Genomic DNA, 22,870 nt, shown 5'->3' on the forward strand with positions numbered 1-22,870 from the left:
ACGGTTTTACCTCCAAAATCCTTGATCGACTTAGATTAGCACAAAAACTTATATGTTTTAGTGGTATACGCAAAGAAAATACATCGAGACTCACAAACACAGAGAGAGGCTAACTGTCACCCCGATAGATTATTGGCAGGCGACGGGGTATCGAACCCCTGAGCCTGCCTCGCCTCTCATCCCCACCCACTTTTGGGATGGGGTTTTCCCGGCGAATTTTATAAAAAGATGGCTCTGTGTCTAGACTCATCTGCTCCTCCTTCCCTAAAAAAGTTTAGTTATGTTATCAAATATTTACAGAACGTTTCGGTAAAACCAGCCCCGGAGAACCCTGCTCTGCCTCGATAGGGAATTAAACTAGAATAAAAGGCTTTCAACCCAGGATACACTGGATTTTTATATGTCACTCAATCCTTCCCTACTTTGGCTCCTGGCAGGCTCAATGCTTTGTCTGGTGGAGCTATTTGTCCCTACGGCATTTGTCGCCTTTACCATGGGAATTAGCGCTTTAGTCGTGGCGCTGGTGGCGTTAATTATTCCCCTGTTTCCGGTGCAAGTGGTGCTATGGTTGGCGCTATCCACGGCACTGGTTATTGCATCTCGGCGTATCCTCCCGGCGGCTAAGGTGGCGAAACGTCTCGACGCTGTGGAAGCCCGTACCTTGACCGAAATTCCCCCCGGAGAAACGGGACGCATTCTCTATGAAGGGAATTCCTGGCAAGCTCGTTGTGACGATGAAACAGCCGCGATCGCACCCAACCAAAACGTTTATGTCGTTCGTCGGCAAGGCAATACACTCATCGTTGTTCCTCAAAATCTAGTCCCTTACTAAATTTTAACTTTTGTGCTGAAAACAGATTTTCCATGAGCTGTGGGGGAAATACGCTCAAATTTAGAATCCCCCGCATTTTAACCGGGGGAGAAGTCAAGAGATATTGTTGTTAACGCTTAACTTAGCGGTTTGAGAAATAATTGCCACTGTTTATGGGTGGCAGACAATTAAAATTCTAGGAGGTAATAACATGGATATATTTGCGTGGTTGATTATTTTGGTGCTTGGCGGTTCCACGATGGCTAGCTCCATTAAGATTGTCAATCAAGGGAATGAAGCATTAGTGGAACGATTGGGGAAATACAGTGGCAAAAAGCTGGAACCGGGCTTGAATCTTATGGTTCCGGTTCTGGATCGCGTCGTATTTAAGGAAACAATTCGGGAAAAAGTCCTTGACATTCCTCCCCAAAAGTGCATCACTTGCGATAATGTTTCCATCAGCGTGGACGCCGTGGTCTATTGGCGGATCATGGATATGGAAAAAGCTTACTACAAGGTAGAAGATCTGCAAGCGGCAATGGTGAATTTAGTGCTGACGCAGATTCGTTCAGAAATGGGCAAACTGGAACTGGATCAAACCTTTACGGCGCGATCTGAAGTGAATGAAACCCTGCTGCGGGAATTGGATATTGCTACTGATCCCTGGGGTGTGAAAGTGACACGGGTAGAATTGCGGGACATTGTGCCTTCTAAAGCGGTACAAGACTCAATGGAGTTGCAAATGTCAGCCGAACGGCGAAAACGGGCGGCAATTCTCACCTCTGAAGGGGAACGGGAATCGGCAGTTAATAGCGCCAGAGGGAACGCGGAAGCCCGAGTACTCGATGCGGAAGCGCGACAAAAGGCAGCGATTTTAGACGCCGAGGCGCAGCAAAAGGCGATTGTCCTCAAAGCTCAAGCCGAACGCCAGCAGGCAGTTCTCAGGGCGCAAGCCACTTCAGAGGCGCTGCAAATTGTGGCGAAGACGCTTAAGGGTGACCCCGTTGCCCGTGATGCCCTACAGTTCTTACTGGCACAGAATTATCTAGAGATGGGTAAAGAGATTGGCAGTAGTGATAGTAGTAAGGTGATGTTTATGGACCCCCGTGCGATTCCGGCGACGATTGAGGGGATTCGCTCCATAGTTGGCGATCGCGAACAGTTGGATTCCGAAGGGTTCAATTTTGAATCCCCTAATAACCATTAAGTAGGGGTTGCTGAATAAGTCTTGTGGTGGGGAGAGATGGGGAGATAGGGAGATGGGGTGAGGGTGAGTAGGGGCTTGGTAACCAAGCCCCTACATTTTTATTAGGGGTGATTTGCCGGACATCATCTGAGAAGTTTTGGGTGGGCTTAGCCCACTTTTTTTGCCTATTTTTCAGGGGGACGTATTGGCAGCTGTTTTGTCTGAAGTGTTGTTTGATTAGCAGGGCTTATCTCCCCGAATAAAGGGACTCTATAAGTCTAATTAAACTGATTGATTACTTCTGATACTATCTGAATCAGTTAATAGAGGATTAATTATGAATTTGGTAAAGCGAAGTATCGCCGAGTTGATCGGCACGTTTTGGCTAGTTTTCGGAGGATGTGGTAGCGCTGTACTTGCCGCTGCATTTCCTTATGGTGAAGGGAGCAATCCCTTGGGTATCGGTTTGGTGGGTGTTTCCCTCGCCTTTGGTTTGACGGTGTTAACCATGGCTTACGCCGTAGGTCCGATTTCCGGGGGACACTTTAACCCGGCTGTATCCTTTGGTCTTTGGGCGGCAAAACGCTTTCCGGGGGCTGAATTACTCCCCTATATTGCCGCACAAGTTGTGGGTGCGATCGCAGCGTCCACGGTTTTGTTTGTCATTGCCAGTGGGCGAATCGGTTTTGAGATGACTGGCTCAAATCCCTTTGCCACCAATGGTTTTGGGGTTCATTCTCCGGGCGGCTATTCCCTGTTTGCCTGTTTTATCACCGAGGTGTTGCTGACGTTCATCTTTTTGATGATTATCTTAGGAGCAACAGATCAGCGGGCGCCTCAAGGTTTTGCTCCCATTGCTATCGGTTTAGCCTTGACGTTGATTCACTTGATTAGTATTCCTGTAACCAATACGTCGGTCAATCCAGCCCGGAGTACCGGACCTGCTATTTTTGCGGGTGTTGAACTGTTTCAGCAAGTCTGGTTATTCTGGGTTGCCCCTATTTTGGGTGCGTTAGTCGCTGGCTTTTTCTACCTCAAATTTTTCGATGACTCAGCCTCGAAAAATACTCCACAAGGAGATGTGATAATGAGTAAAGAGCCAGCCTAAAGACTGATTAGAATACACAGACGGCGTGTCAAAGTAAGACAGAATAAAACTTGGAGTGGTTTGAAGACTCATTAATGAGCTGATTGATGATAGATCATTTTTTATATGTCATCGTTGTGGGGTGGGCTATGCCCACCTTTTTTAAGCGTCTCAAGTGGGGAGAAATTGTTCATGGAAACCAGCCAATCTCAAGTCCTAGCCGGACTCCTGGGAGTCTGTGTTGGTGATGCGTTGGGTGTACCTGTGGAATTTACCAGCCGGGAGGAACGCCTGCGATCGCCTGTAACCTCTATGCGGGGTTATGGTAGCCATAATCAGCCACCGGGGACTTGGTCAGATGACAGTTCTCTCACCTTCTGTTTAGCCGAAAGCCTCTGTCAGGGATTTTCCCTCGACGCGATCGCACAATCCTTTTGTCTTTGGCATGATCAAGGGTACTGGACACCTCACGGCACCGTCTTTGATATTGGTATGGCGACGTCTACAGCAATTCGTCGCCTACGCTGGGATCAGGTTTCGCCATTAGAGTCAGGTAGTACGGATGAAAAAAGTAATGGCAATGGGTCACTGATGCGAATTTTACCCATGGCTTTCTATTATAAATCCCTAGAATTTCCTGAATTGATTAAAAGAGTCCATCAGGTTTCTAGCATTACTCATGCCCATCTTCGTTCTCAGATGGCATGTGGGATTTATATCAGTATAGCGATTCGATTACTAGAAGGTGATGATCCAGCTACGGCTTATTTTAAAGGAATTCAAAAAATTCACCAGAGCTACAATCAACCCCCCTATACCTCAGAACTCGATAAATTCACCAGAATCTTAGATGGAGAAATCGCCCAGTTTCCCATGGAGGCGATTCAATCGAGAAGCTATGTCATTCATACCTTAGAAGCCGCACTTTGGTGTTTTTTAACCAGTACATCCTATCCCCAATCTGTGTTAAAAGCGGTTAATTTAGGCTCAGATACCGATACCACGGCGGCGGTTACAGGAGGATTAGCGGGTCTATATTACGGTGTCGAACAAATTCCCCAAGAATGGCGTGACCAAATTGCCCGCAAAGACGATATTGTTGACCTTGCCAAGGGTTTAGCTTCAGCTATAGCCTCGGAAAACTCAACCAATGACGAATGACCAATGACGACTTTATGATAAAGATATCAATTCGGGCTATTTTGTATGGAGCGATCGCATCAGCCTGGGGATATCATTGCTCAACGGTATCGTATCCTAGCTATCTTGGGGCAAGGAGGAACGGGGACAACCTACGAGGCGCAAGATCAAAGTAATAATCAACGGGTGGCGATCAAAGAAATGTCTTTGCGCCGGCTCAAAGACTGGAAAGACTTGGATCTGTTTGAACGGGAAGCTCAAGTGCTATCTTACCTCGATCATCCAGCTATCCCCAATTACCTGGACTACTTTGAGGTGGATACTCCCCAAACCCGTTTATTTTATATTGTGCAGGAACTAGCCCCGGGGCGATCGCTGTTTGATTGGGTTCAAAGCGGTTGGCGTACCCAAGAAGATGAAATCAAGGATATTGCCATCCAAATCCTAGAAACCCTAATTTATCTTCACCACATTTCTCCCCCGATTATTCATCGCGATATCAAACCCCAAAATATTATCCGCCGAGAGGATGGACAGGTGTTTCTTGTCGATTTTGGCTCAGTACGTCATGCCTATTGGAATCGCCGTAACCAAGGGATGACTGTGGTTGGTACTTTTGGTTACATGGCACCGGAACAAGATCGAGGACAAGCCTATCCCGCCTCTGATTTGCATGGTTTAGCTGCTACCTTACTATTTCTACTCACTCACCGTTCCCCTGCTGATTTACCCCAGAAACGGTTAAAACTTGACTTTCGTTCTCGTGTGAATGTGTCGCCAGAGTTTGCCGACTGGCTGGACAAAATGTTAGAACCCATGGTGGAGGATCGATTCCTCTCCGCTCGGGCAGCGTTAAACGCTTTGCAAAATCCCAAAACCCTGATCCAGCCTGTAGTAGAACATCGCCGTCGTCCTGCAGGAAGTCAGATTACATTGACCGCCACAAACGAACAGTTAGAACTCACAATTCCGCCGGCTGGGTTTAGGGGAACGGGTGGGTATTTGAATCCTGTAGCATGGAGTTTGCTCTTCATTCCAACCACAGTACTAGCCTTTTTAGCGATCGCTATCCCAAATCATGTTTATCGGATGATCCTGGTGAGCAGTCCCTGGCTCTTTGTGGGGGCATACATCAGTCTTATCTTTATACTACATGAACTATCGGTGTTAAATATTCTGTTGCGTGCAGCCAGCCACATTCAACTCAAGATTAACCCAAAAAACTTTCAGTTACAGTGGACGCTATTGGGGTTAAAAAAAACGATTCAGGGACGAACCGCAGATATTAACTGGATCGAAATTATTACCCAGTATACCGAAAAAAACAAGTTAACCAAAACATCCGAACGGTATAAAATACCTGTACGCAAATGCCGACTTTTAACCCAAATGTCCCATCAACGGATTGAATTTGCCCAGTTCATCTCCCAACGGGAACGGGAGTGGGTGGTTGAGGAAGTAACCACCTTTATGAAACACCTGCATCAGCGTTATCCTCACCTGAAACCGGAGGATGATTATGAACGGACATAATCCAGGAGATTGTATCGCTCAACGCTATCAGATTATCAATATTCTGGGTAGTGGGGGAACGGGGACAACCTACGCCGCGCAAGACCAAAAAACGGGTCAAAAGGTGGCACTCAAAGCGTTGTCTTTAGTGGGTATGACGGACTGGAAAGTCTTGGAACTCTTTGAACGTGAAGCCAAAGTTCTCTCCCGTTTAAATCATCCGGCAATTCCCAAGTATTTGGATTATTTTCAGGTTGAAACGTCCCAGAATCGCTGTTTCTATCTTGTCCAAGAATTAGCTCATGGAACGTCTCTATCCCTATTAGTCAAACAAGGATGGCAACCCGATGAGGTTAAAGTTCTCAAAATTGCCCGACAAATTTTGGAAATTCTCGACTATCTCCATAATTTGACCCCTCCCATTATTCATCGAGATATTAACCCCCAAAATGTTATTCTGGATCAAAAAGGAAATGTCTTTTTAGTTGATTTTGGGGCAGTCCAAAATGTTTATCGGAACACTCTGACTCAAGGAAGTACAGTTGTCGGAACCTATGGATACATGGCACCCGAACAGTTTCGAGGACAAGCGTATATTACCTCTGACTTGTACGGTTTAGGGGCAACATTATTATTTTTAGTGACTCATCGTTCTCCAGGCGATTTACCTCAACGCCGCCTCAAGATTGATTTTCGCGCTCAGGTACAGTCAGAAGAATTAGCGAACTGGTTAGAGAAAATGCTCGAACCCGTTGCTGAAGACCGATTTGCTTCGGCTCAGGAGGCTTTAATTGCCTTACAGGGTGAACTCGCTGATCAAAATTCATTCATTGAGCCGCCTGTATCAATAAGTAATCGTATCTTCTTGGAAAAACACCGTGACTATATCCTTGTCGATATTCCATTCTTATCATGGTATGTGATGGTGGGTTCCCTAATAGTATTTATTGGACTAATTTGTGTTTTGCCTTTTATAATCGCCATCCTACCCTTATTAATCGTCATTCGGGACAAGTTTCTCAGTCACATCTACTTGAAAATTGATAAAAAAACGTTCCAGTTGCAGTGGCAAATACTGGGATTAAGATATTGGCGCAAGGGACGAACTGCAGATATTGACAGACTGGAGATAGACATTCGCTACAATTCAAACGGTCAACCCATTCGGTCTTGTGCTATTGTCGAAGGGGTTCGCACTCATCGTTTTGGTAAATATCTTAAGTTAACCGAGAAGGATTGGCTGGTGCAAGAATTGAATTGTTTTTTGGAACAGTTACGTTCTTGAATATCGTCATTGGTCATTCGTCATTTGCTTCCCCAGCTCGCCATCGCCAAGTCATACCAAATCCGGGGAACGCTACCCCTGTTATAAACCAGTCCGCACAGGCGGACGAAAGTTTGTGTAGCAGCGATTTCAATCGCCTCCTCTTGCAGGGGGTAATAAAGGTGGATTTAGTATCAAACCCTGTCAGAAAGTTAGGGGAATCCCCTAATTTTAGCAACATTCCCTAACTGTCTATCGCTTATTATATAAAACTTCTAGCGTCCAGTGTGGGTGGCTGGTTTGAAGACAATTCCCCCAACTATTCTGAATTCAACGGTCAAATGACTGCCAAGCACCGCCAGCATGATGAAGATTGTGATGTGAGTGTGAACAGCAGTCTTGATTTGTTGTGAACTTTAGTTGGCTACAGCCATGTATTACTTTGCACTCATCGGTAACTCTATGTCTACTCGCTCTCTCCAGGATGAGGATGATGAGGATGATGAAAATGATGTGCCAATTGTTCCTAATCCTTGATGCCGAACTCTAGTACCGCTACCTTGAACTGAAAACGTCACTCGTTGTCCAGACGTTTTTGCCTAATTGCCTGAAGGTTTTAGGCGTTCGCGTGCCTGAAACTGCCAGAAGTCTAATTCCGGAGATCTCCAAGCGACTTCTTTTCGTCTCTTGTCTTTGGTGTCATAGGTAAGGCAGTTTGCCCATGATACCAGAGCGCTTTTCTCGTCCCCTTGAATGTCTTGCACTTGTGCGAGTAAACAGTAACTAGCCGCACGTTCGCTATCTAATTCAATTGCCTTTTGTAGGTGATATTGGGCGTCAGAATAGTGTTTTTGCAGCAGATACGCCCAACCCAGATTTTTGTGGACAGAGGATTTCACCGAAGCATCCTTAACTTGCGTTACTCTTGGCAAGAGTCGCTCAATCGCTGTAGCGCTGTTTCCTGCTAAAATGTCCAAACGAGCCAGGTTACTCAGGGCAGCATCGGCGGCGCGTCCTTTGTGGTTGGCTGCTGCTTGGTAATGGTTGTAGGCACGCTCAATATCTTCCAGCTTTTCATAAGTTGAACCCAGGTTGTAGTGAGCGCCGCCTAGGTTGGGATTAAATTCAATTGCCCACTGTAAATAAAATGCAGCACTTTGGAAGTCCCCCTGTAGGTAGCGTTCATAGCCAATTTTGTTGAGATTTTTAGCAATTTGCTTCCGTTTGGATTCCTCGTCAATCAGTTGGCTGAAGGTTTTGAGGAGCTGCTCGCGAACAGGTTGAGTCATTGCCGGTAACTGCCAGATGACATCAGGTTCATCTTGAGAGGGTTCAACTAATTTTGTCGGCTCAGGGGTTTGGGTATCCCCTCTCTCAGCATTACTGGTGTTTTTGGCATTGGCTGTTTCGGGTGTCACCTGATTGGCAGTGACAGGGGTGGAGTCTGTGAGTAGTTCAGGTTTGTACTTTGCCACGAGCTTAGCGACTTCCAAGCGTTTGTAGCGGCGCTCATCGGGAGGCTCATTGTCTAAGCCTAATGTTTGACAAATCCGCTCAATATGTTTTCTGACTGTCGCGTCTCCAATCTCCAGAGACTTGGCGATCGCGCCATCGGTTTCACCCGCCAATACTCGTCGTAACACCTGCTTGCGTCGGGGTGTTAGCCGATTAAATGCTTGCTCAAACTCCTCTTGATTCATTCTGATTCATCGCTGGCTAGCTCATCCACACTTGTGACTGTTACTCAAGCGAGTTGGCTGTGACTTTTAATTCTCCCCAATTCTAGCCGACATACTTTCCTCTGTCTGTAGGGGTGTTTGTCTATTGCCGCAACTAGATTGACAACTAGCGAAATAATTGTCACAATAGTGACTTGTAAGTCACAAGCGTGACAAACGCAACCAACCTGTGACTGTATCGGCAAGGGGAAATCATCACCTTGATGGTTGACGCTCAGTGATTCGCCATAACTGAAATTCCATAAGGAGAGATGACGGTGAAAACATCAGGTCAGCATCTAACACCGTTTCAGCGCAAACTGCTGCAAAAAAGTCTGCAAGAGGATTTACCGGAAAAGTACCGCCAGCGGATTGAAATCATGTTGCTGGCAGATGAAGGGATATCTCAAGCCAAAATTTGTCAAACCTTGGGGTGTTGTCCAGCAACCGCACGGCATTGGATACACGTCGCTCGTGCGGGAATGGCACACCAATGGCAAGAGAGTCGGATTGGTCGCCCGAAGACGGTGAATGATCAGTATTTAGAGCGGTTGAAAGAACTGGTGAGCCATAGTCCTCGTGATTATGGCTATTCATTTGGGCGCTGGACCGGGCAATGGTTAAGTAAGCATCTGGCGAAAGAATTGGGGATTGAGGTGAGCGATCGCAATGTTAACCTTTTGCTCAAGAAAATGGGACTCTCCACTCGACCCAAATCTGATTCAGCACCAGAGGTAACGGAGTTGGAAACCCCTCAATGCTCTCGCATCAGAATTGGGGACTTGCAATCTGCTTGCGAGTCCGAACTCCCGTGGTCACTCAATTTTATCAAGACCAGTAACTAACTCATGGTTCAGAAGTCATCAACTTTTTCCCAGCAACAGCTTGGTCAACAGCTTGCCCAAACCTTGGGACAGGCTCTTTCCGATGCGGAACTCTCAAACTGTTTTCAGCAGATTCAAATTCTAGAGCCAACCCCAGGTAAACGGTTCTGGGAGACAGCAGAGGCGACGGTGGGACTCTATATCATTTTGGCGGGTAAAGTCAGACTACTCAATAGTACGGATGATTTAATTACGTCACTAGAGACAGGGGCGTCATTTGGTGAACTCACTCTGTTTCCAGAGGAGGAATTTCACCCCTATGCGGCTAGAGCTTCCGTTAAGTTGAGGCTTTGCTATATTCCCGGTGATGTTTTGCGATCGCTCATTCGCCAGTATCCTTCGATAAAAGAGCATTTGTACGCCAGTGCAGTACGCCGAGATTCACAGGTGAGGGGGGCAAACGCCAGCCAATCTACTGATAACTCACCTGTTACAGAATATGTCAGTCAGTCTGAGACAGTTGTCTTGTCTCAACTGTCTGAGGAACAAAAACCCCAGTCCCAGATAAGTCGAGCGTACTTCCCCAACCCTACCGTAAAAGTGGGTCAGTGGTGGGGGCGAATCACTCGACGCTATCCCTTCTTTGCCCAGCAAAGTGCCTCAGATTGCGGTGCGGCTTGTCTGGTGATGGTGGGGCGCTACTGGGGGAAGCGGTTTAGTGTGAATCGCCTGCGGGATATTGCCAATGTTGACCGCAATGGGGCGTCACTGCGCGGGTTAGCCGCCGCTGCTGAGAGTATTGGGTTTACCACTCGTCCGGTAAAAGCCAGTCTGAATAAACTGGCTGAACAACGGTTACCTGCGATTGTCCATTGGCAAGGGAAGCACTATATTGTCGTTTATGAGGTGAGACGCGATCGCGTGATTGTTGCTGATCCGGCTATTGGTCAGCGTAGCCTAACTTATGCCCAATTTAAAGCGGATTGGACAGGCTATACCTTATTACTCCAACCTACAGCCCTGCTCAAACAGGCTCAAGAAGCTAGCACCCCCTTCTGGCAATTCTTTGAACTGGTGAAACCCCACCAACTGGTGTTGCTGGAAGTGTTGATTGCGTCAGTTTTGATTCAGGTTTTTGGACTGATTACGCCACTATTTACTCAGTTGCTGTTGGATCGGGTGGTTGTACAGCGCAGCACGTTGACGTTAACCGCCGTCGGATTGGGGTTACTCATCTTTGGCTTGTTTCGAGTCGCCATGACTAGCTTGCGGCAGTACCTTCTGGATCATACCGCCAACCGAGTCGATTTAGCGCTGATTGTCGGTTTTATTAGCCATACCTTCCGGCTTCCTTTGAGCTTCTTTGAGTCTCGTTATGTGGGAGACATCATTTCCCGTGTCCAGGAAAATCGCAAGATTCAGCGTTTTCTCACAGGTGAAGCCCTATCTATTCTGCTGGATTTACTGACGGTGTTTATCTATGTGGGATTGATGCTTTGGTACAGTTGGAAGATGGCACTGTTAACGTTAGTTATTGTACCACCATTTGTGTTATTGGCGTTAATTGCGACACCGTTTTTACAGCGAGTTTCCCGTGAGATTTTTGGGGCTTATACGGAGGAAACGGGGTACTTAATCCAATCCCTGACGGGTATTCGTACTGTCAAATCTATGGCAGTTGAGCAGACGGTGCGCTGGCATTGGGAGGATTTGTTTGGCAAGTCGATTAAAACGTCTTTTTCTGGGCAGGTGATTGGTAATACGCTCCAGACGTTTAGCTTAACCATTGAAGCCGTAGTCACGACGGCATTACTCTGGTTTGGGGCGTGGCTAGTGATTCAAAATGAACTCACGATTGGGCAATTAGTCGCGTTTAATATGTTGCTGGGGAATGTGATTCGTCCCTTCCAGCGGCTGATTGTGTTGTGGAATGATTTCCAGGAAGTGGTAATTGCGGTGGAGCGGATTAATGATGTGATTGATGCTGAACCGGAGGAAGATTTACACTCGTCATCTCGTCAATTTTTACCCCCGATTCGCGGACATATTCGGTTTGAGCAAGTCACGTTTCGTTACCATCCCGAAAGTGATCTGAATACGCTAGAAAATCTCAGTTTTGAGGTGCAGCCAGGGCAAATGGTGGCGCTGGTTGGGCGTAGTGGTTCGGGGAAAACGACGATTTCTAAGCTGGTTTTGGGACTTTATCCTGCGACTGAAGGGAAGATCCTTATTGATGGCTACGATGTTACCAGTTTATCGCTGCGATCGCTCCGTCAGCAAATTGGTGTGGTTGACCAGGATACGTTTCTATTTGGGGGTACAATACGGGAGAATATTATAGTGGGTCATCCAGAAGCTACGTTGAATGATGTGATTGAAGCGGCTAAACAGGCGGGAGCACATCAGTTTATTAAGGAATTGCCCATGGGTTATGAAACCCAAATCGGTGAAGGGGGAGGAATGTTATCGGGGGGACAACGACAGCGTCTGGCGATTGCTCGTGCTTTATTAGGAAATCCGCGATTGTTGATTTTAGATGAAGCGACGAGTAATTTGGATGCTGAATCAGAACGGATTATTCAGACGAATCTGAATACAATTCTGACGAATCGGACAACATTAGTGATTGCTCATCGCCTGTCAACTGTCCGGAATGCTGACCGAATTTTGGTGTTGGATAGAGGGGTTTTGGTGGAAAGTGGAACTCACGATGAATTAATGGCAAAACGGGGTCAGTATTTCTACCTCAATCAGCAGCAATTTACGATGACGGGTTGAATTAACGGTTAATCGCTAATGGAAATTAGAGAATGTCTAGTGTAGTTTGTCATTCTGAACGCTGACATTTTAATCCGTCTCAGACATGCCCTTAGAAAGGAAGCATATCACCTTTGTAGTGGCGTGGCACAGCTAAAATAGTGCTTTGTTTGTAGTAAGCACTTTAGTGCTTTAACGCATAACTGGAGAGGGCTAAAGCCCTCACTACAAAACAAATCTATCCCACAGTTAGCTGATGGCTTTTCCTTATAAATTCCAATGAGTAATGAACAATTAACACTCAACACTAATATGCCAAACCTATCGACACAGGAATCAGGGAGTCGGAATGGTCACTATCCTCGTGATCAAGAACAGACTGAAGTGATTATGACTAATAATCCGGCTCAAACAGCACTACCTAATCAGGTAAATTCATCTGAATTGATTAGTGAAGATTGGTCATCGTTGACCAAGGAACTGATTGATACTGTCCCGCGAGTTTGGACGCGGGGGTTGTTGTATTTTTTAGTCGTGTTTGCAGGGATTGTCTTACCCTGGGCAATGTTAGCTAAGGTAGATGAAACCGGGAGTGCTAGAGGGCGACTAGAGCCCCAGGGAAATGTGTTTAAAGTCGATGCACCCGTGGCGGGGACAGTGGCTAAGGTTTTAGTCAAGGAAGGTCAATTTGTCACCAACAAGCAGCCGTTACTGGAACTGGAATCCGAGGAGATTAAGAGCGAACTCCAGCAAGCTCAGACGAGATTAGAAGGGCAACAAAATCGGCTGGCGCAGTTGGAATTGATGAAAAACCAATTACTTCTGGGAGTTCGCGCTCAACAACAACAGAATCAGGCTCAAGCATTGGAAAAACAGGCTCAAGTGGAGCAAGCACGGCAGAATTTGGAGTCTCTCAGGAATTCTTATAATTTACAAAAGGAGGAGAAACTGGCTCAAGTCAATCAGGCAGAGAAAAACCTTGAATATAGCAAAACTGCTTTGAATTTAGCAGAAATTCGTTTAGCTAAGGCACAACGAGAAGTCCAACGTTACCGTCAAATTCAGGAGCAAGGTGTGGTTCCCGAAATCAAGGTGATTGAACAGGAAGATTTGGCTCAAGAACGGCAACGATTGCAGGAACAAGCGGAGTCGGATGTTCAGCAATCTAAGCTACGGAAGGAAGAGCAACAAAGTAGCTATCAGAGGATTATTCATCAAGCTCAGTCTGATATTGAGCAAGCCAAACTTCGCTTACAAGAGCAGCAAAAGAGCTATCAGAGTTTGATTCATTCGGGGGATATTGCTATGCTTAAAAGTGAAGAACAGATCAAAGAACTGCAAACCCAAGTTACGACGCTTAAAGCCGAAATTTCTCAGAGTAAAAGTCAGATTCAAGCTTGGGAATTTCAGTTAGGACAACGAGTGTTACGTGCCCCCGTGAATGGGACAGTTTTTCAGTTACCGATTCAACGAACTGGGGCAGTAGTACAACCGAGTACGTTAATTGCTGAAATTGCACCCAAGAATGCTTCCCTTATCCTGCGGGCGCAGATGGCGACATCTGAAAGTGGAACGCTGCGTAAAGGGATGCCGGTCAAGATGAAGTTTGATGCTTATCCGTTTCAAGATTACGGGGTAGTTGAAGGAACGGTAAGTCAGATTTCACCTACGTCTAAGGTGACGGAAACTGAGCAGGGACAGATAGCGACGTTTGACTTGGAAATTGATTTGAAACAGACTTGTATTAAAAGTTCGCAAGGTTGTACAGATTTGGCTGCTGGACAGACAGCAACGGCTGAAGTGATTGTCCGGCAGCGTCGCATTATTGATTTTATTCTTGATCCGTTTAAGAAGTTGCAAAAAGGGGGGTTTGAACTTTAGAGTTTTGGGACTATGGATTCGGGTTTACACGAGAATTAGCCCAGTGACATTGGCTGGTTAAAATAGACAGTCAATAACCTAATTTAGGAGCTTAGTTTTTACGGTATGTGGCGCAACGTTAGTAGAGACGTTGCATGCAACGTCTCTACAACTTTTCGGTGACACCCGGATGTGACTAAACCCGCCCCGACTCAGGTTTATAGACTTCCCGTGAAAAGTTAGAATTGAGGAGTATATCATGTCCCAAGCAATTACGATTTCCCATGAGGATATTCTGCATCAAGTTAAGCTATCGTGTCAGATTTCTGAGATAGTTGAGCAAATTGTTACTCGCAAGGTTATTGCGGATGCCGCAGCGGAGGCAGGGATTAAAGTGGAGACGGAGGAACTTCAGAAAGCAGCAGACAGCTTACGGTTAATCAGCAAACTTAACAGTGCGGAGGAAACGAGGGCATGGTTACAAAAAAATGGTCTTTCTCTAGATGATTTTGAAGAGTTGATTTACAACAACGTCATCTCTGGGAAGTTGGCTCACCATCTATTTGCTGACAAAGTTGAACCCTTTTTTGTTGAACACCAGTTGGATTATGCTGGGGTTGTTATGTATGAAGTTGTCCTGGATGATGAAGATTTGGCAATGGAACTCTTCTATGCGATTCAAGAAGGTGAGATGAGTTTCTATGAGGTGGCTTATCAATATATCCAGGATACAGAGTTACGCCGAAAGGGGGGATATCGGGGGATAGTGCAGCGTAAGGAGTTGAAGCCGGAGATTTCTGCTGCTGTTTTTGCGGCTACGCCGCCGCAGGTGCTTAAACCAATTGTGACTTCTAAGGGAGTACATCTGATTTTGGTGGAGGAGATTATTGAGCCGGATTTGGATAATAAGCTACGCTCTCAAATTATGTCTGATTTGTTTTCTAGCTGGATAAAGCAACCAACCGAGCAAGTTGAAGTTAATGTTGTTTTTGACTCAAGCAAGCTAGTTGCCCATATTGAAATTTAACTTTCAAGTTCTCGGAATAGACCTATTAACTCTGGGAGACTCTGCCTCCCGCAATCGAGCCAGAGCCTCTAAGCTTTAGTTCCCTGGCTCTGCCAGGGAACTAGTGCAGCGTGGCGGAAATAACTATCCAGCTAAAATCCCCCTTGTCTTCCTTGTCCCTAGAAGGTGGTCACTTATTTCTGCCCGCCTGCACTAGAGAAGTCTCGTTTGTAGTATTAGGTTGCCATCCCTCACTCATTAGTCTTCTATACCGTGCTGTTAAGCTTCGGAGGTTCCAGCATCAGCACAGAGGGGACACGATCTGGTGCTGCTAGTCGTAGTAATCCATAGCCGATACCTGCCAGTCCGGTCATCAGTCCAGGTGTTTCAACTCCCAAGGGAACGCCGCAGAGCCAGCCATGTTTATCAATGCTTTCGAGGATGATGGCAGCAAGGCGGTCAACTTGAGTTTTCCACTGCGGGTCATCAAGGGTTAAGCTAGCTTGCAGGAGCAATTCCAGATTCCCCAAATCGCCGTGACACAGGGAGTGGTTGTGACCAAAGCCATGAGCTAGCGTGGTTTGAAGGGCTGTGTTAATTTCTGCCCTGATTGCAGCATCATCTAAATGCTGAAGACAACGTAAGCGAGCTAGTCCAATGCCTGGGGCACCATGACACCAAGCCGTCATGCATATATGCTGATAGTCCTTATTGTCTGACAAAATCGCATTAGGAAAATACTTGAGATCGGGCAGACTGGAAACATAGCTGAGAGCAGATGAACCGGAAACATAGCGAAGGTCAGTCCAATTTTTCACTTCAGGGCAAAAGAGACCACGCTCGTACTCAATTGCAGATAAAGCTGTTGTCCGAAAGCGCAAATCACTAGTCAAAGATGCTAACTCTAGTAACGCCCACGCCATCCCAGCCGCACCATGAGAGAATCCAGATAGCGGTTTTTCCTCTGCATCTTTTAGCATGCCGCTAATACCTTCAATCCTAGTTTGAACATGAGAAACAATTTTGTTACCACACTGAATAGCAGCAGCAAGTATACGTTGAGAAGGGCGAAAACGGTATAAGCTGATTAAACTGCCAATACATCCAGATGTACCGCTAATAATGTCTAATTTTTCCTGTTTTTCAATCAAATCAGGGAGAATTTCCCCCAATAATTCAGCCTCATTAAGGAGATCGGGATCGTTCCACAGCACACCTAGATGAGTCAGAGTATAGATTACTCCTCCCCATCCCTCAAAGCCACCGATTGATGTGATAAATTCCTTGCTACTTTCTATCTGACGTTGCAGCGTTATCAATGCCGCTCTTGCCAGTTCAGTGTAACGTTTTTGGTTAGTAACACTGCCAAGATAGGCAAGGAATAAAATAACCCCTGGTAGACCATGATAGAGTTCTATGCCCAAGGGAATCGGAGTCCAGTGCTTTTGATTTAAGAGCATTAAGCCAATCCAAGAGACATCCTGCTCACCCCGCAATGCCAGCGTCTCTAAGCGATCGGCAACTGCCTGTGCAGCTGCTAACAGTTGCTCACGGTTAGCACTATTTTGCGGTTCCCTCAAATCGTACTTGGGCCATTGTCCTTGTTCTCCTACCATAGCTAATGTAGTAAGAGAAGCACGAATAAACCATAGCTGCTCTGTCAAATCAGCTTCACTGAGTTCCTGGAGACGATTTTTCACTAGAGTCATGCCTGATTCGTCGAAAAACTCAGGAATTCGCTCATTATAACTCGTCCAAAGATCGCGCGAATTAGGGCGAGTGGAAAACATGGGTATGTCACCTTCCCAGAGTTCGTTGCGTTCAGCCGCAATCACCTTTACTAGATAGGGATTCTGCTCAATTCCTCTCCAAAGTCGGTCGAAAAATTGATCGCGATCTAGAGCATTTCGTAGCAAATCCGGGTGAAAACTCTCTTGCAGCAACAAACCATAGGTTTGAGTTGGTCGCAGGATAAACCGCACTTCATCAGAGGCAAAACAAGCCAAAGGGCTGTTTTCTGACAACAACTCATTTCGGAGTTGCAACAATAACTGATAGATACTAGTAAAGCCAGTAATAATTGCCTCAGTGTAGTCTATTACATTAACTTCGGACTCATTAAGGGTAGGTTGATTCTTGCTGCCCAGGATTGGCTTCCTCTTACGAGATACCCGCATTTCGTCGGTTCCAGTTCCTTCTAAAGACTGAACACTAGTGGGTGTTAGTTGCCCCTTTTTTCCCCCCAAGCCACTGATCTCAATTCCCTCATCCTTAGCATTTGCCCAAAGGCGTCGGGGCAGTAAGCCAACACGCAAAACAGAATAATTTATTGTATTAACAGCAAGTTCGTCAGATTTTTTAATGTCGAAATTTTCAAGACGAGAATGGAAAAGAGATTCCAGATCAACTAAAATTGGATGTTCCCCGGTAGCAATTAGGTTCTCATTATGAAAGTCGGTAGCTTCAAGAGCATACAAGAGTGCCAAGTAAGCACCCTGCCTTTCATAAAAGCGCTGAATTTCTTTTGGATCAGTACAGCTTTGAGCCGCGATAAATTCAACCCACCCATAAGTACCTCGATTTATAATTTTTAGAGTGCGGAATGATGGATGATTGCCACGCTGATTAAGCCATTCTAGGAGTTGCTGAAAATGGACGTCAACAGCTAGAGCTTTGGGTTTATAAACAATTTGAAAACCAGAGCTAAATTTTGCAATTAGTACGGTACGTCCGCCGCGATGCGTGTCGCCTCTCCCGCCATCTATCTGCACGAGTAAGCCTGGTTCTATTTTTGGACTAAATGTGGTGCAAATAGCATCCCAATCGTTACAGAGGTGTTGGAGAAATTCTAGACTAAAATTGACCCAACGTTTAATGCTAATTACAAGTTGACGGGCAAGGACTGGATACTCCTGCAATAGAGGAATCACTACCTCACGCTGTTTTAGGCGTTGTAGAAAGCTCTGAAACCGCTCCTCTGGTGTTTCACCTTTTAATAGTCCTTGCAGACGAGCCACATTTAGTTCTAAAATCATTGTGCGACTCAACATCCAGAGCAATTGCCCTTTTAGATTGGTAAATAACAAATCTTCGACAGTACTGGGGTCAAAAGGCAAATTAGATTGTATCTGGATTAGCTCCTGAATTCCCTGATGCAGACGGTCAATTCCTTGGATAATTAGCGGCTCAATGGCATACAAAAACTCTGCTTTTCCTTTCTCTTTTGTTTTTTTTGGATCAAGAATTCTTTTGACCTTGAAGCAAGTAGGATGAGAAAAGGCATCAGCTAACTCTGTTAACCAATTTGGGGCATCTGAAAAACGGTTTTTCAAAGCATCAATTGGCTCACCGAGAAGGTAAAATAATTCCTCCTCAGTAATTTCATCCGTTATCAGACGTTGGGCAAAATAAGAGTCACTTGTAAATGGAAATTGTGATTTCCATCGCTGCATCAGTCGCTGGGCAAAATCTGTATTGATATCAAGATTGGGGATTGCCTCCTGTATGTTTCTAAGTAGTGCAATGCGTTCACTTAAGGGTATGGCTTTGTACCAGGCAGAGTCTTGAAAAGATACTTGATGCATAGTCTTAGTCTCCTGTTAACAAGGTACTATCAGCAAGGAAAAAGGGTGGGTTTTTTGACCCACCCATCGTTTTGGGTGTTATCCTATTCAGCCATCATTACAGGGTTGCCCAACCATTCGCTGATGGCACCACCACAGCACAAACAACTACCTCCTCCTACTGCGGAACCCATGTCCTCATCGGACAGTTCAATCATTCCTGCTGGGTTTTCAGGCAACTGCGAACGCTGATCTTCACTCAAGCTGTTCAGATACTCTTCATCTTTCCAAGCACGAATGATATCGATATCCAGGTTGTTAATTTGAATTCCAGCCATTTGGAAATGTCCTCTTAAGTAAAGTTGTGTCAGTTGGGATTAGACTTTGAATTGCCTCTAACCCTCTGATTAATCCACCGTTACTATAGTTCACTCAAAACTTAGACTTCAAGGTTAAGTCAGAACTTGTTTAGAAAAAAATAAAGGAGTTTTATCTAATTTCCTTTAATGCCAACAGAAAACAAAATTGATTGAACTGGGTTCTCCTGTGAGGCTTATGGGATTGAACCCAATGTTAAAGAAAGCCGAATCCACACGGTCTAAAGCTACTCAAAGCCAGAACCAGCCTATAACAGAGCCATATTAAATACCGAGACGGTTCCTGACTCAGGAGGACAGTAAAAGCCGCTCAAGCTGAACTGGCTTTTTTCCAGAACCTGGATAATTATTGTGATAATTTTTTCTGAATAGCCGCTAGCAGAGGTCAGAACAACTAAACGGGAGCATATAGCAATTTCCGGTTTGATGCGATACATCGTTAAGGGCGCAAGCTTTGCGCCCCTACATTGCCCCTACATTTAGGTGTACCTCACACGCTGGGAAAGCGCTATATCACCGTTGTGGGGCTATGGGAACGTAGGCGGAGCCTTCTTTCCAAGTAACCCAACCCAATCGGGTTAGCCTGTTGGGTAACGCTTACGCTCTACCCAACCTACAAACTATCCCTTATTGGAGTGCTTGAGGCACGCTTGGTGCCTACTACCAACGGGGGAACTACCCTCAACTCTGCTACCTGTGCTGGTAGCGAGAAGTTCCCTACAATGGGGGATAAACCGTTAGGGGATGTTACCCAACTTAGGGGAACCCCCCCAACGTTTTTACCGGGTGGGACTTTCGATGGCTAGACCGAACTATGGACCTCAAGCGAAAAAACGGGCACAGCGCCTGTTAGAAGCGTTGCTGGCTTACGCCAATGACGAGTGGGAGAATACAGAACATCTACAGATAAAAGTCAACTGGCAAAGTGAAAACCAGTTGGTTGTCAGGACAAAAGTGCGATTTCTCCAAGAATTGACATCCTTAGATCCCTATGAAGGCAAATTAAATAGCGAACAAATTAAGGAAGCGCTGAGACGGCTGGCAGATTTTGTCGAGATTCTAGAAGATAATCGTCCGGGAAAGAAAGGATTACATGATTGGCACTTTACCCTGAAACTCTGGCACAAGCGGTACGATAAAGATGCTATTATGCAACGGTTTAATCTAGAGTGGGAACGTCGCCGCCCGGAAAAGTCAAAACAAGTCGCCCCTAGTGCATCACCACCGCCTTCTGTAACTACAGGGGTACAATCACGGAAGACGAGGCGTTATGTAGAGACGTTGCATGCAACGTCTAGGCAAATTTATCGGTCATCGCCACCGTTAGGAAATGGGTTAGAACTACCGAATGATCCAGTGAAACTCAATTCTCAGTTTTATATAGAACGCCCTCCCATTGAGGAGCGTTGTTATCAGACAATTCGTCAACCTGGGGCGCTGATTCGGATTAAAGCACCTCGGCAAATGGGTAAAACGTCGCTGCTAGACCGGATTCTGGACTATGCAGAACAGCAAGGTTATGCCACGGTGCGGTTAAATTTGCTCCAAGCTGAGGCAGAAGTCTTTAGCAGTCTGAATCGATTTTTACGCTGGTTGTGTGTTTGTATCGCTTCTAAACTTAAACTTGATGCTCAACTGGATAAGTATTGGGATCAGGATCGGGGCAGTATTGTTAATTGTACAACCTACATCCAAGATCATTTATTAGAACAACTGGATTCTCCTTTAGTTTTGGCATTAGATGAAGCAGATCGGGTGTTTCAGTCCCCAGATATTGCACAAGGATTCTTTCCTATGTTACGCAGTTGGCATGAGGAAGCCAAGACTGTTGATATTTGGGAAGAATTGCGATTAGTCGTGGCACATTCGACAGAAGATTATGGACCCTTGGATATTAATCAATCCCCCTTTAATGTGGGATTACCGATAGAATTGCCAGAGTTTACCTCGCAACAAGTCGCCGATTTAGCTCAACGCTATCAACTGGATTGGGATGAAACGCAAGTTCTACAGTTAATGGCGATGGTAGGGGGACATCCCTATTTAGTGCGATTGGGACTGTATCACTTAGCCCGTCAGGATGTAACGCTCTCCCAATTATTACACGATGCGCCAACCGAAGCGGGAATCTATGAGGCACATTTGCGCCGACATTGGGGAATGTTGAAAGAAAATTCAGAATTAGCCGCCGCCTTAAAACAGGTAGTTAGTGCCACCGAACCCGTGCAAATCGAAACCATGCAGGCATATCAATTATACAGTATTGGGCTGATTCAGCGAAAGCGCGATCGCGTCATCCCTCGTTGTCAGTTATATCGACACTATTTTCAGCGAATTATAAATTATGAATTATAGCGACCCAAATTGTAGAGACGTTGCATGGAACGTCTCTACAGGGTTTTTGTTACTGGGATTACACTAGCCGATGCTCTAGCAATTTACTATCAATTTCACCGGATCTAAAATGACTCTATGTCAGATAGCAATTATTACAAAATAGGAGGAAGTTTAGAGTATCAGCACCCGACTTATGTGGTGCGACAGGCGGATGCTCAATTGTATCAGGGATTAATGAATGGGGAATTTTGTTATGTCCTCAACTCTCGACAGATGGGTAAATCCAGCTTACGGGTGCAGATGACTAAGAAGCTAAAAGCCCAAGGTGTCAAATGTGCCGCGATTGATATGACTCGCATTGGTAGCCATGTGACGCCAGAAGAATGGTATGGCGGATTGGTGTCTGAATTATTGCGCGGGTTTCGACTTTCCAGGAAGATTAACTTTAGCAAATGGTGGCGCGATCGCGAGGTTTTATCTCCAGTACAACGCTTGAGTGAATTTATTGATGATGTCCTCCTTATTGAGTTATCTGATCACATCGTCATTTTTATCGATGAAATCGATAGTATCATAAAAATCCCCTTTCGGGATGACTTTTTTGCCTTTATCCGTGCTTGCTATAATCAGCGCGTGGATAACCCAGATTATCAACGCCTCACCTTTTGCCTTTTGGGAGTGGCTACCCCATCGGATTTAATCGCCGACAGAAATCTAAGTACGCCGTTTAATATTGGCACAGCGATAGAATTAACGGGCTTTCACTTACATGAAGTTAATCCATTGGTGCAAGGATTAGAGACAATTGTCAGCCATCCCAGACAGGTAATCGCTGAGGTATTGGAGTGGACAGGGGGTCAGCCATTTTTGACCCAAAAGCTGTGTAAATTAATTGTGCAAGAGTCAGAATCGCATACTCTCAAATCATCGAACGGGATTGAGGCGTTAGTACGGGAAAATATCATCGAAAACTGGGAAGCCGGTGATGAACCAGAGCATTTAAGAACAATCCGCGATCGCATCAAGTGGAGTCAGCGTCAGAAACCCTTACTGCTCCTCTATCAACAGATTTTACACCAAGGAGAAGTGAAAGCCAAGGACACCTCAGAACAGATGGAATTACGCCTGTCTGGGTTAGTGGTAAAACAGCAGGGAAAGTTAAGAGTCGCTAACCAGATTTATCAGGCAGTTTTTAATAACAATTGGGTCAATGAGATATTAGCAGAAGCGAATTTACTACACAAAGAAACACCATTACCTATACAATTACCGACAGACGTTCAGGAATCTAATCAGATAGCGGCTAGTGCTGTACAGTTAACTGATAGAGCTTTAGAGTTATTTGCCAAGGCATACTTAGAACCTCAACAGCGTTTAGTCAAAATAGTTGCCCCTAAACCAGAAGAGGGGTTTTTATCAGAGTTTTTA

The 22,870-nt window shown here is 45.6% G+C and carries 15 protein-coding genes and 1 pseudogene; 12 read left to right on the forward strand and 4 right to left on the reverse strand.

Annotated elements, in window-relative coordinates:
• The first annotated feature begins 400 nt into the window (after positions 1-400).
• The 6 genes from RID09_RS02490 (at position 401) to RID09_RS02515 (ending at position 7,021) form a co-directional block, all read left to right on the forward strand.
• Entirely contained in the window at positions 401-832 is a 432-nt protein-coding gene (locus RID09_RS02490; RefSeq protein WP_446334373.1) for an NfeD family protein, read from the forward strand.
• Positions 833-1,022: 190 nt separating this feature from the next.
• A complete protein-coding gene (locus RID09_RS02495; RefSeq protein ID WP_446334374.1) occupies positions 1,023-2,018 on the forward strand; it encodes an SPFH domain-containing protein in 996 nt (331 codons plus the stop codon).
• Positions 2,019-2,334: 316 nt separating this feature from the next.
• Positions 2,335-3,105: an aquaporin Z gene (aqpZ, locus tag RID09_RS02500; protein ID WP_446334375.1), complete on the forward strand. Its 771-nt coding sequence runs from the start codon at positions 2,335-2,337 to the stop codon at positions 3,103-3,105.
• 171 nt (positions 3,106-3,276) lie between these two features.
• Entirely contained in the window at positions 3,277-4,245 is a 969-nt protein-coding gene (locus tag RID09_RS02505) for an ADP-ribosylglycohydrolase family protein (protein WP_446334376.1), read from the forward strand.
• Positions 4,246-4,290: 45 nt separating this feature from the next.
• A complete protein-coding gene (locus RID09_RS02510) occupies positions 4,291-5,757 on the forward strand; it encodes a serine/threonine protein kinase (protein ID WP_446334377.1) in 1,467 nt (488 codons plus the stop codon).
• Positions 5,744-7,021: a serine/threonine protein kinase gene (locus RID09_RS02515; RefSeq protein WP_446334378.1), complete on the forward strand. Its 1,278-nt coding sequence runs from the start codon at positions 5,744-5,746 to the stop codon at positions 7,019-7,021. The genes RID09_RS02510 and RID09_RS02515 overlap by 14 nt, the downstream gene beginning before the upstream one ends.
• A gap of 578 nt (positions 7,022-7,599) precedes the next feature.
• Here RID09_RS02515 and RID09_RS02520 read toward each other — a convergent pair.
• Positions 7,600-8,700 (reverse strand): tetratricopeptide repeat protein, encoded by a 1,101-nt coding sequence (locus RID09_RS02520; protein WP_446334379.1) that lies wholly within the window; start codon positions 8,698-8,700, stop codon positions 7,600-7,602.
• 290 nt (positions 8,701-8,990) lie between these two features.
• Here RID09_RS02520 and RID09_RS02525 point away from each other — a divergent pair, with 290 nt between their 5' ends.
• The 4 genes from RID09_RS02525 (at position 8,991) to RID09_RS02540 (ending at position 15,186) form a co-directional block, all read left to right on the forward strand.
• Positions 8,991-9,563, forward strand: a complete 573-nt coding sequence (locus RID09_RS02525) for a helix-turn-helix domain-containing protein (protein WP_446334380.1) — start codon at positions 8,991-8,993, stop codon at positions 9,561-9,563.
• A 3-nt stretch (positions 9,564-9,566) separates the two neighbouring features.
• The gene (locus tag RID09_RS02530) at positions 9,567-12,320 is read left to right on the forward strand and encodes a peptidase domain-containing ABC transporter (protein WP_446334381.1); all 2,754 of its coding nucleotides are present in this window, start codon (positions 9,567-9,569) and stop codon (positions 12,318-12,320) included.
• Between the two features lie 258 nt (positions 12,321-12,578).
• Positions 12,579-14,180: an HlyD family efflux transporter periplasmic adaptor subunit gene (locus tag RID09_RS02535; RefSeq protein WP_446334382.1), complete on the forward strand. Its 1,602-nt coding sequence runs from the start codon at positions 12,579-12,581 to the stop codon at positions 14,178-14,180.
• Between the two features lie 238 nt (positions 14,181-14,418).
• Positions 14,419-15,186 carry a foldase protein PrsA gene (locus RID09_RS02540; RefSeq protein ID WP_446334383.1) on the forward strand — a complete coding sequence of 256 codons (768 nt, stop codon included), beginning with the start codon at positions 14,419-14,421 and terminating at the stop codon, positions 15,184-15,186.
• Positions 15,187-15,431: 245 nt separating this feature from the next.
• Here the strand turns inward: RID09_RS02540 and RID09_RS02545 are convergent, their stop codons facing one another.
• The 3 genes from RID09_RS02545 to RID09_RS02555 all read right to left on the reverse strand — a co-directional run bounded on the left by RID09_RS02545 (position 15,432) and on the right by RID09_RS02555 (position 19,542).
• Complete coding sequence (locus RID09_RS02545; RefSeq protein ID WP_446334384.1) at positions 15,432-18,749, reverse strand: type 2 lanthipeptide synthetase LanM family protein; 3,318 nt, start codon at positions 18,747-18,749, stop codon at positions 15,432-15,434.
• 83 nt (positions 18,750-18,832) lie between these two features.
• Positions 18,833-19,066 carry a mersacidin/lichenicidin family type 2 lantibiotic gene (locus RID09_RS02550; RefSeq protein WP_446334385.1) on the reverse strand — a complete coding sequence of 78 codons (234 nt, stop codon included), beginning with the start codon at positions 19,064-19,066 and terminating at the stop codon, positions 18,833-18,835.
• A 287-nt stretch (positions 19,067-19,353) separates the two neighbouring features.
• Complete coding sequence (locus RID09_RS02555; RefSeq protein ID WP_446334386.1) at positions 19,354-19,542, reverse strand: hypothetical protein; 189 nt, start codon at positions 19,540-19,542, stop codon at positions 19,354-19,356.
• A gap of 307 nt (positions 19,543-19,849) precedes the next feature.
• On the opposite strand from RID09_RS02555, the gene RID09_RS02560 reads away from it, so the two are divergent.
• The gene (locus tag RID09_RS02560) at positions 19,850-21,460 is read left to right on the forward strand and encodes an AAA-like domain-containing protein (RefSeq protein ID WP_446334387.1); all 1,611 of its coding nucleotides are present in this window, start codon (positions 19,850-19,852) and stop codon (positions 21,458-21,460) included.
• Positions 21,461-21,577: 117 nt separating this feature from the next.
• A pseudogene (locus RID09_RS02565) lies at positions 21,578-22,666 on the forward strand (AAA-like domain-containing protein); the annotation flags it as partial.
• Positions 22,667-22,870: the final 204 nt, after the last annotated feature.

The organism is Coleofasciculus sp. G1-WW12-02 (assembly GCF_040219735.1).
Taxonomy (GTDB): Bacteria; Cyanobacteriota; Cyanobacteriia; order Cyanobacteriales; family Coleofasciculaceae; genus Coleofasciculus.

Excerpts from the sequence above, each read along its gene's own strand:
- RID09_RS02525 (WP_446334380.1), top strand. The coding sequence starts at position 8,991 with ATGACGGTGAAAACATCAGGTCAGCATCTAACACCGTTTCAGCGCAAA.
- RID09_RS02540 (WP_446334383.1), top strand. The coding sequence starts at position 14,419 with ATGTCCCAAGCAATTACGATTTCCCATGAGGATATTCTGCATCAAGTT.
- RID09_RS02490 (WP_446334373.1), top strand. The coding sequence starts at position 401 with ATGTCACTCAATCCTTCCCTACTTTGGCTCCTGGCAGGCTCAATGCTT.
- RID09_RS02505 (WP_446334376.1), top strand. The coding sequence starts at position 3,277 with ATGGAAACCAGCCAATCTCAAGTCCTAGCCGGACTCCTGGGAGTCTGT.
- RID09_RS02510 (WP_446334377.1), top strand. The coding sequence starts at position 4,291 with ATGGAGCGATCGCATCAGCCTGGGGATATCATTGCTCAACGGTATCGT.
- RID09_RS02535 (WP_446334382.1), top strand. The coding sequence starts at position 12,579 with ATGAGTAATGAACAATTAACACTCAACACTAATATGCCAAACCTATCG.
- aqpZ (WP_446334375.1), top strand. The coding sequence starts at position 2,335 with ATGAATTTGGTAAAGCGAAGTATCGCCGAGTTGATCGGCACGTTTTGG.
- RID09_RS02495 (WP_446334374.1), top strand. The coding sequence starts at position 1,023 with ATGGATATATTTGCGTGGTTGATTATTTTGGTGCTTGGCGGTTCCACG.
- RID09_RS02515 (WP_446334378.1), top strand. The coding sequence starts at position 5,744 with ATGAACGGACATAATCCAGGAGATTGTATCGCTCAACGCTATCAGATT.
- RID09_RS02550 (WP_446334385.1), bottom strand. The coding sequence starts at position 19,066 with ATGGCTGGAATTCAAATTAACAACCTGGATATCGATATCATTCGTGCT.
- RID09_RS02520 (WP_446334379.1), bottom strand. The coding sequence starts at position 8,700 with ATGAATCAAGAGGAGTTTGAGCAAGCATTTAATCGGCTAACACCCCGA.
- RID09_RS02545 (WP_446334384.1), bottom strand. The coding sequence starts at position 18,749 with ATGCATCAAGTATCTTTTCAAGACTCTGCCTGGTACAAAGCCATACCC.
- RID09_RS02530 (WP_446334381.1), top strand. The coding sequence starts at position 9,567 with ATGGTTCAGAAGTCATCAACTTTTTCCCAGCAACAGCTTGGTCAACAG.
- RID09_RS02555 (WP_446334386.1), bottom strand. The coding sequence starts at position 19,542 with ATGTATCGCATCAAACCGGAAATTGCTATATGCTCCCGTTTAGTTGTT.
- RID09_RS02560 (WP_446334387.1), top strand. The coding sequence starts at position 19,850 with ATGTTACCCAACTTAGGGGAACCCCCCCAACGTTTTTACCGGGTGGGA.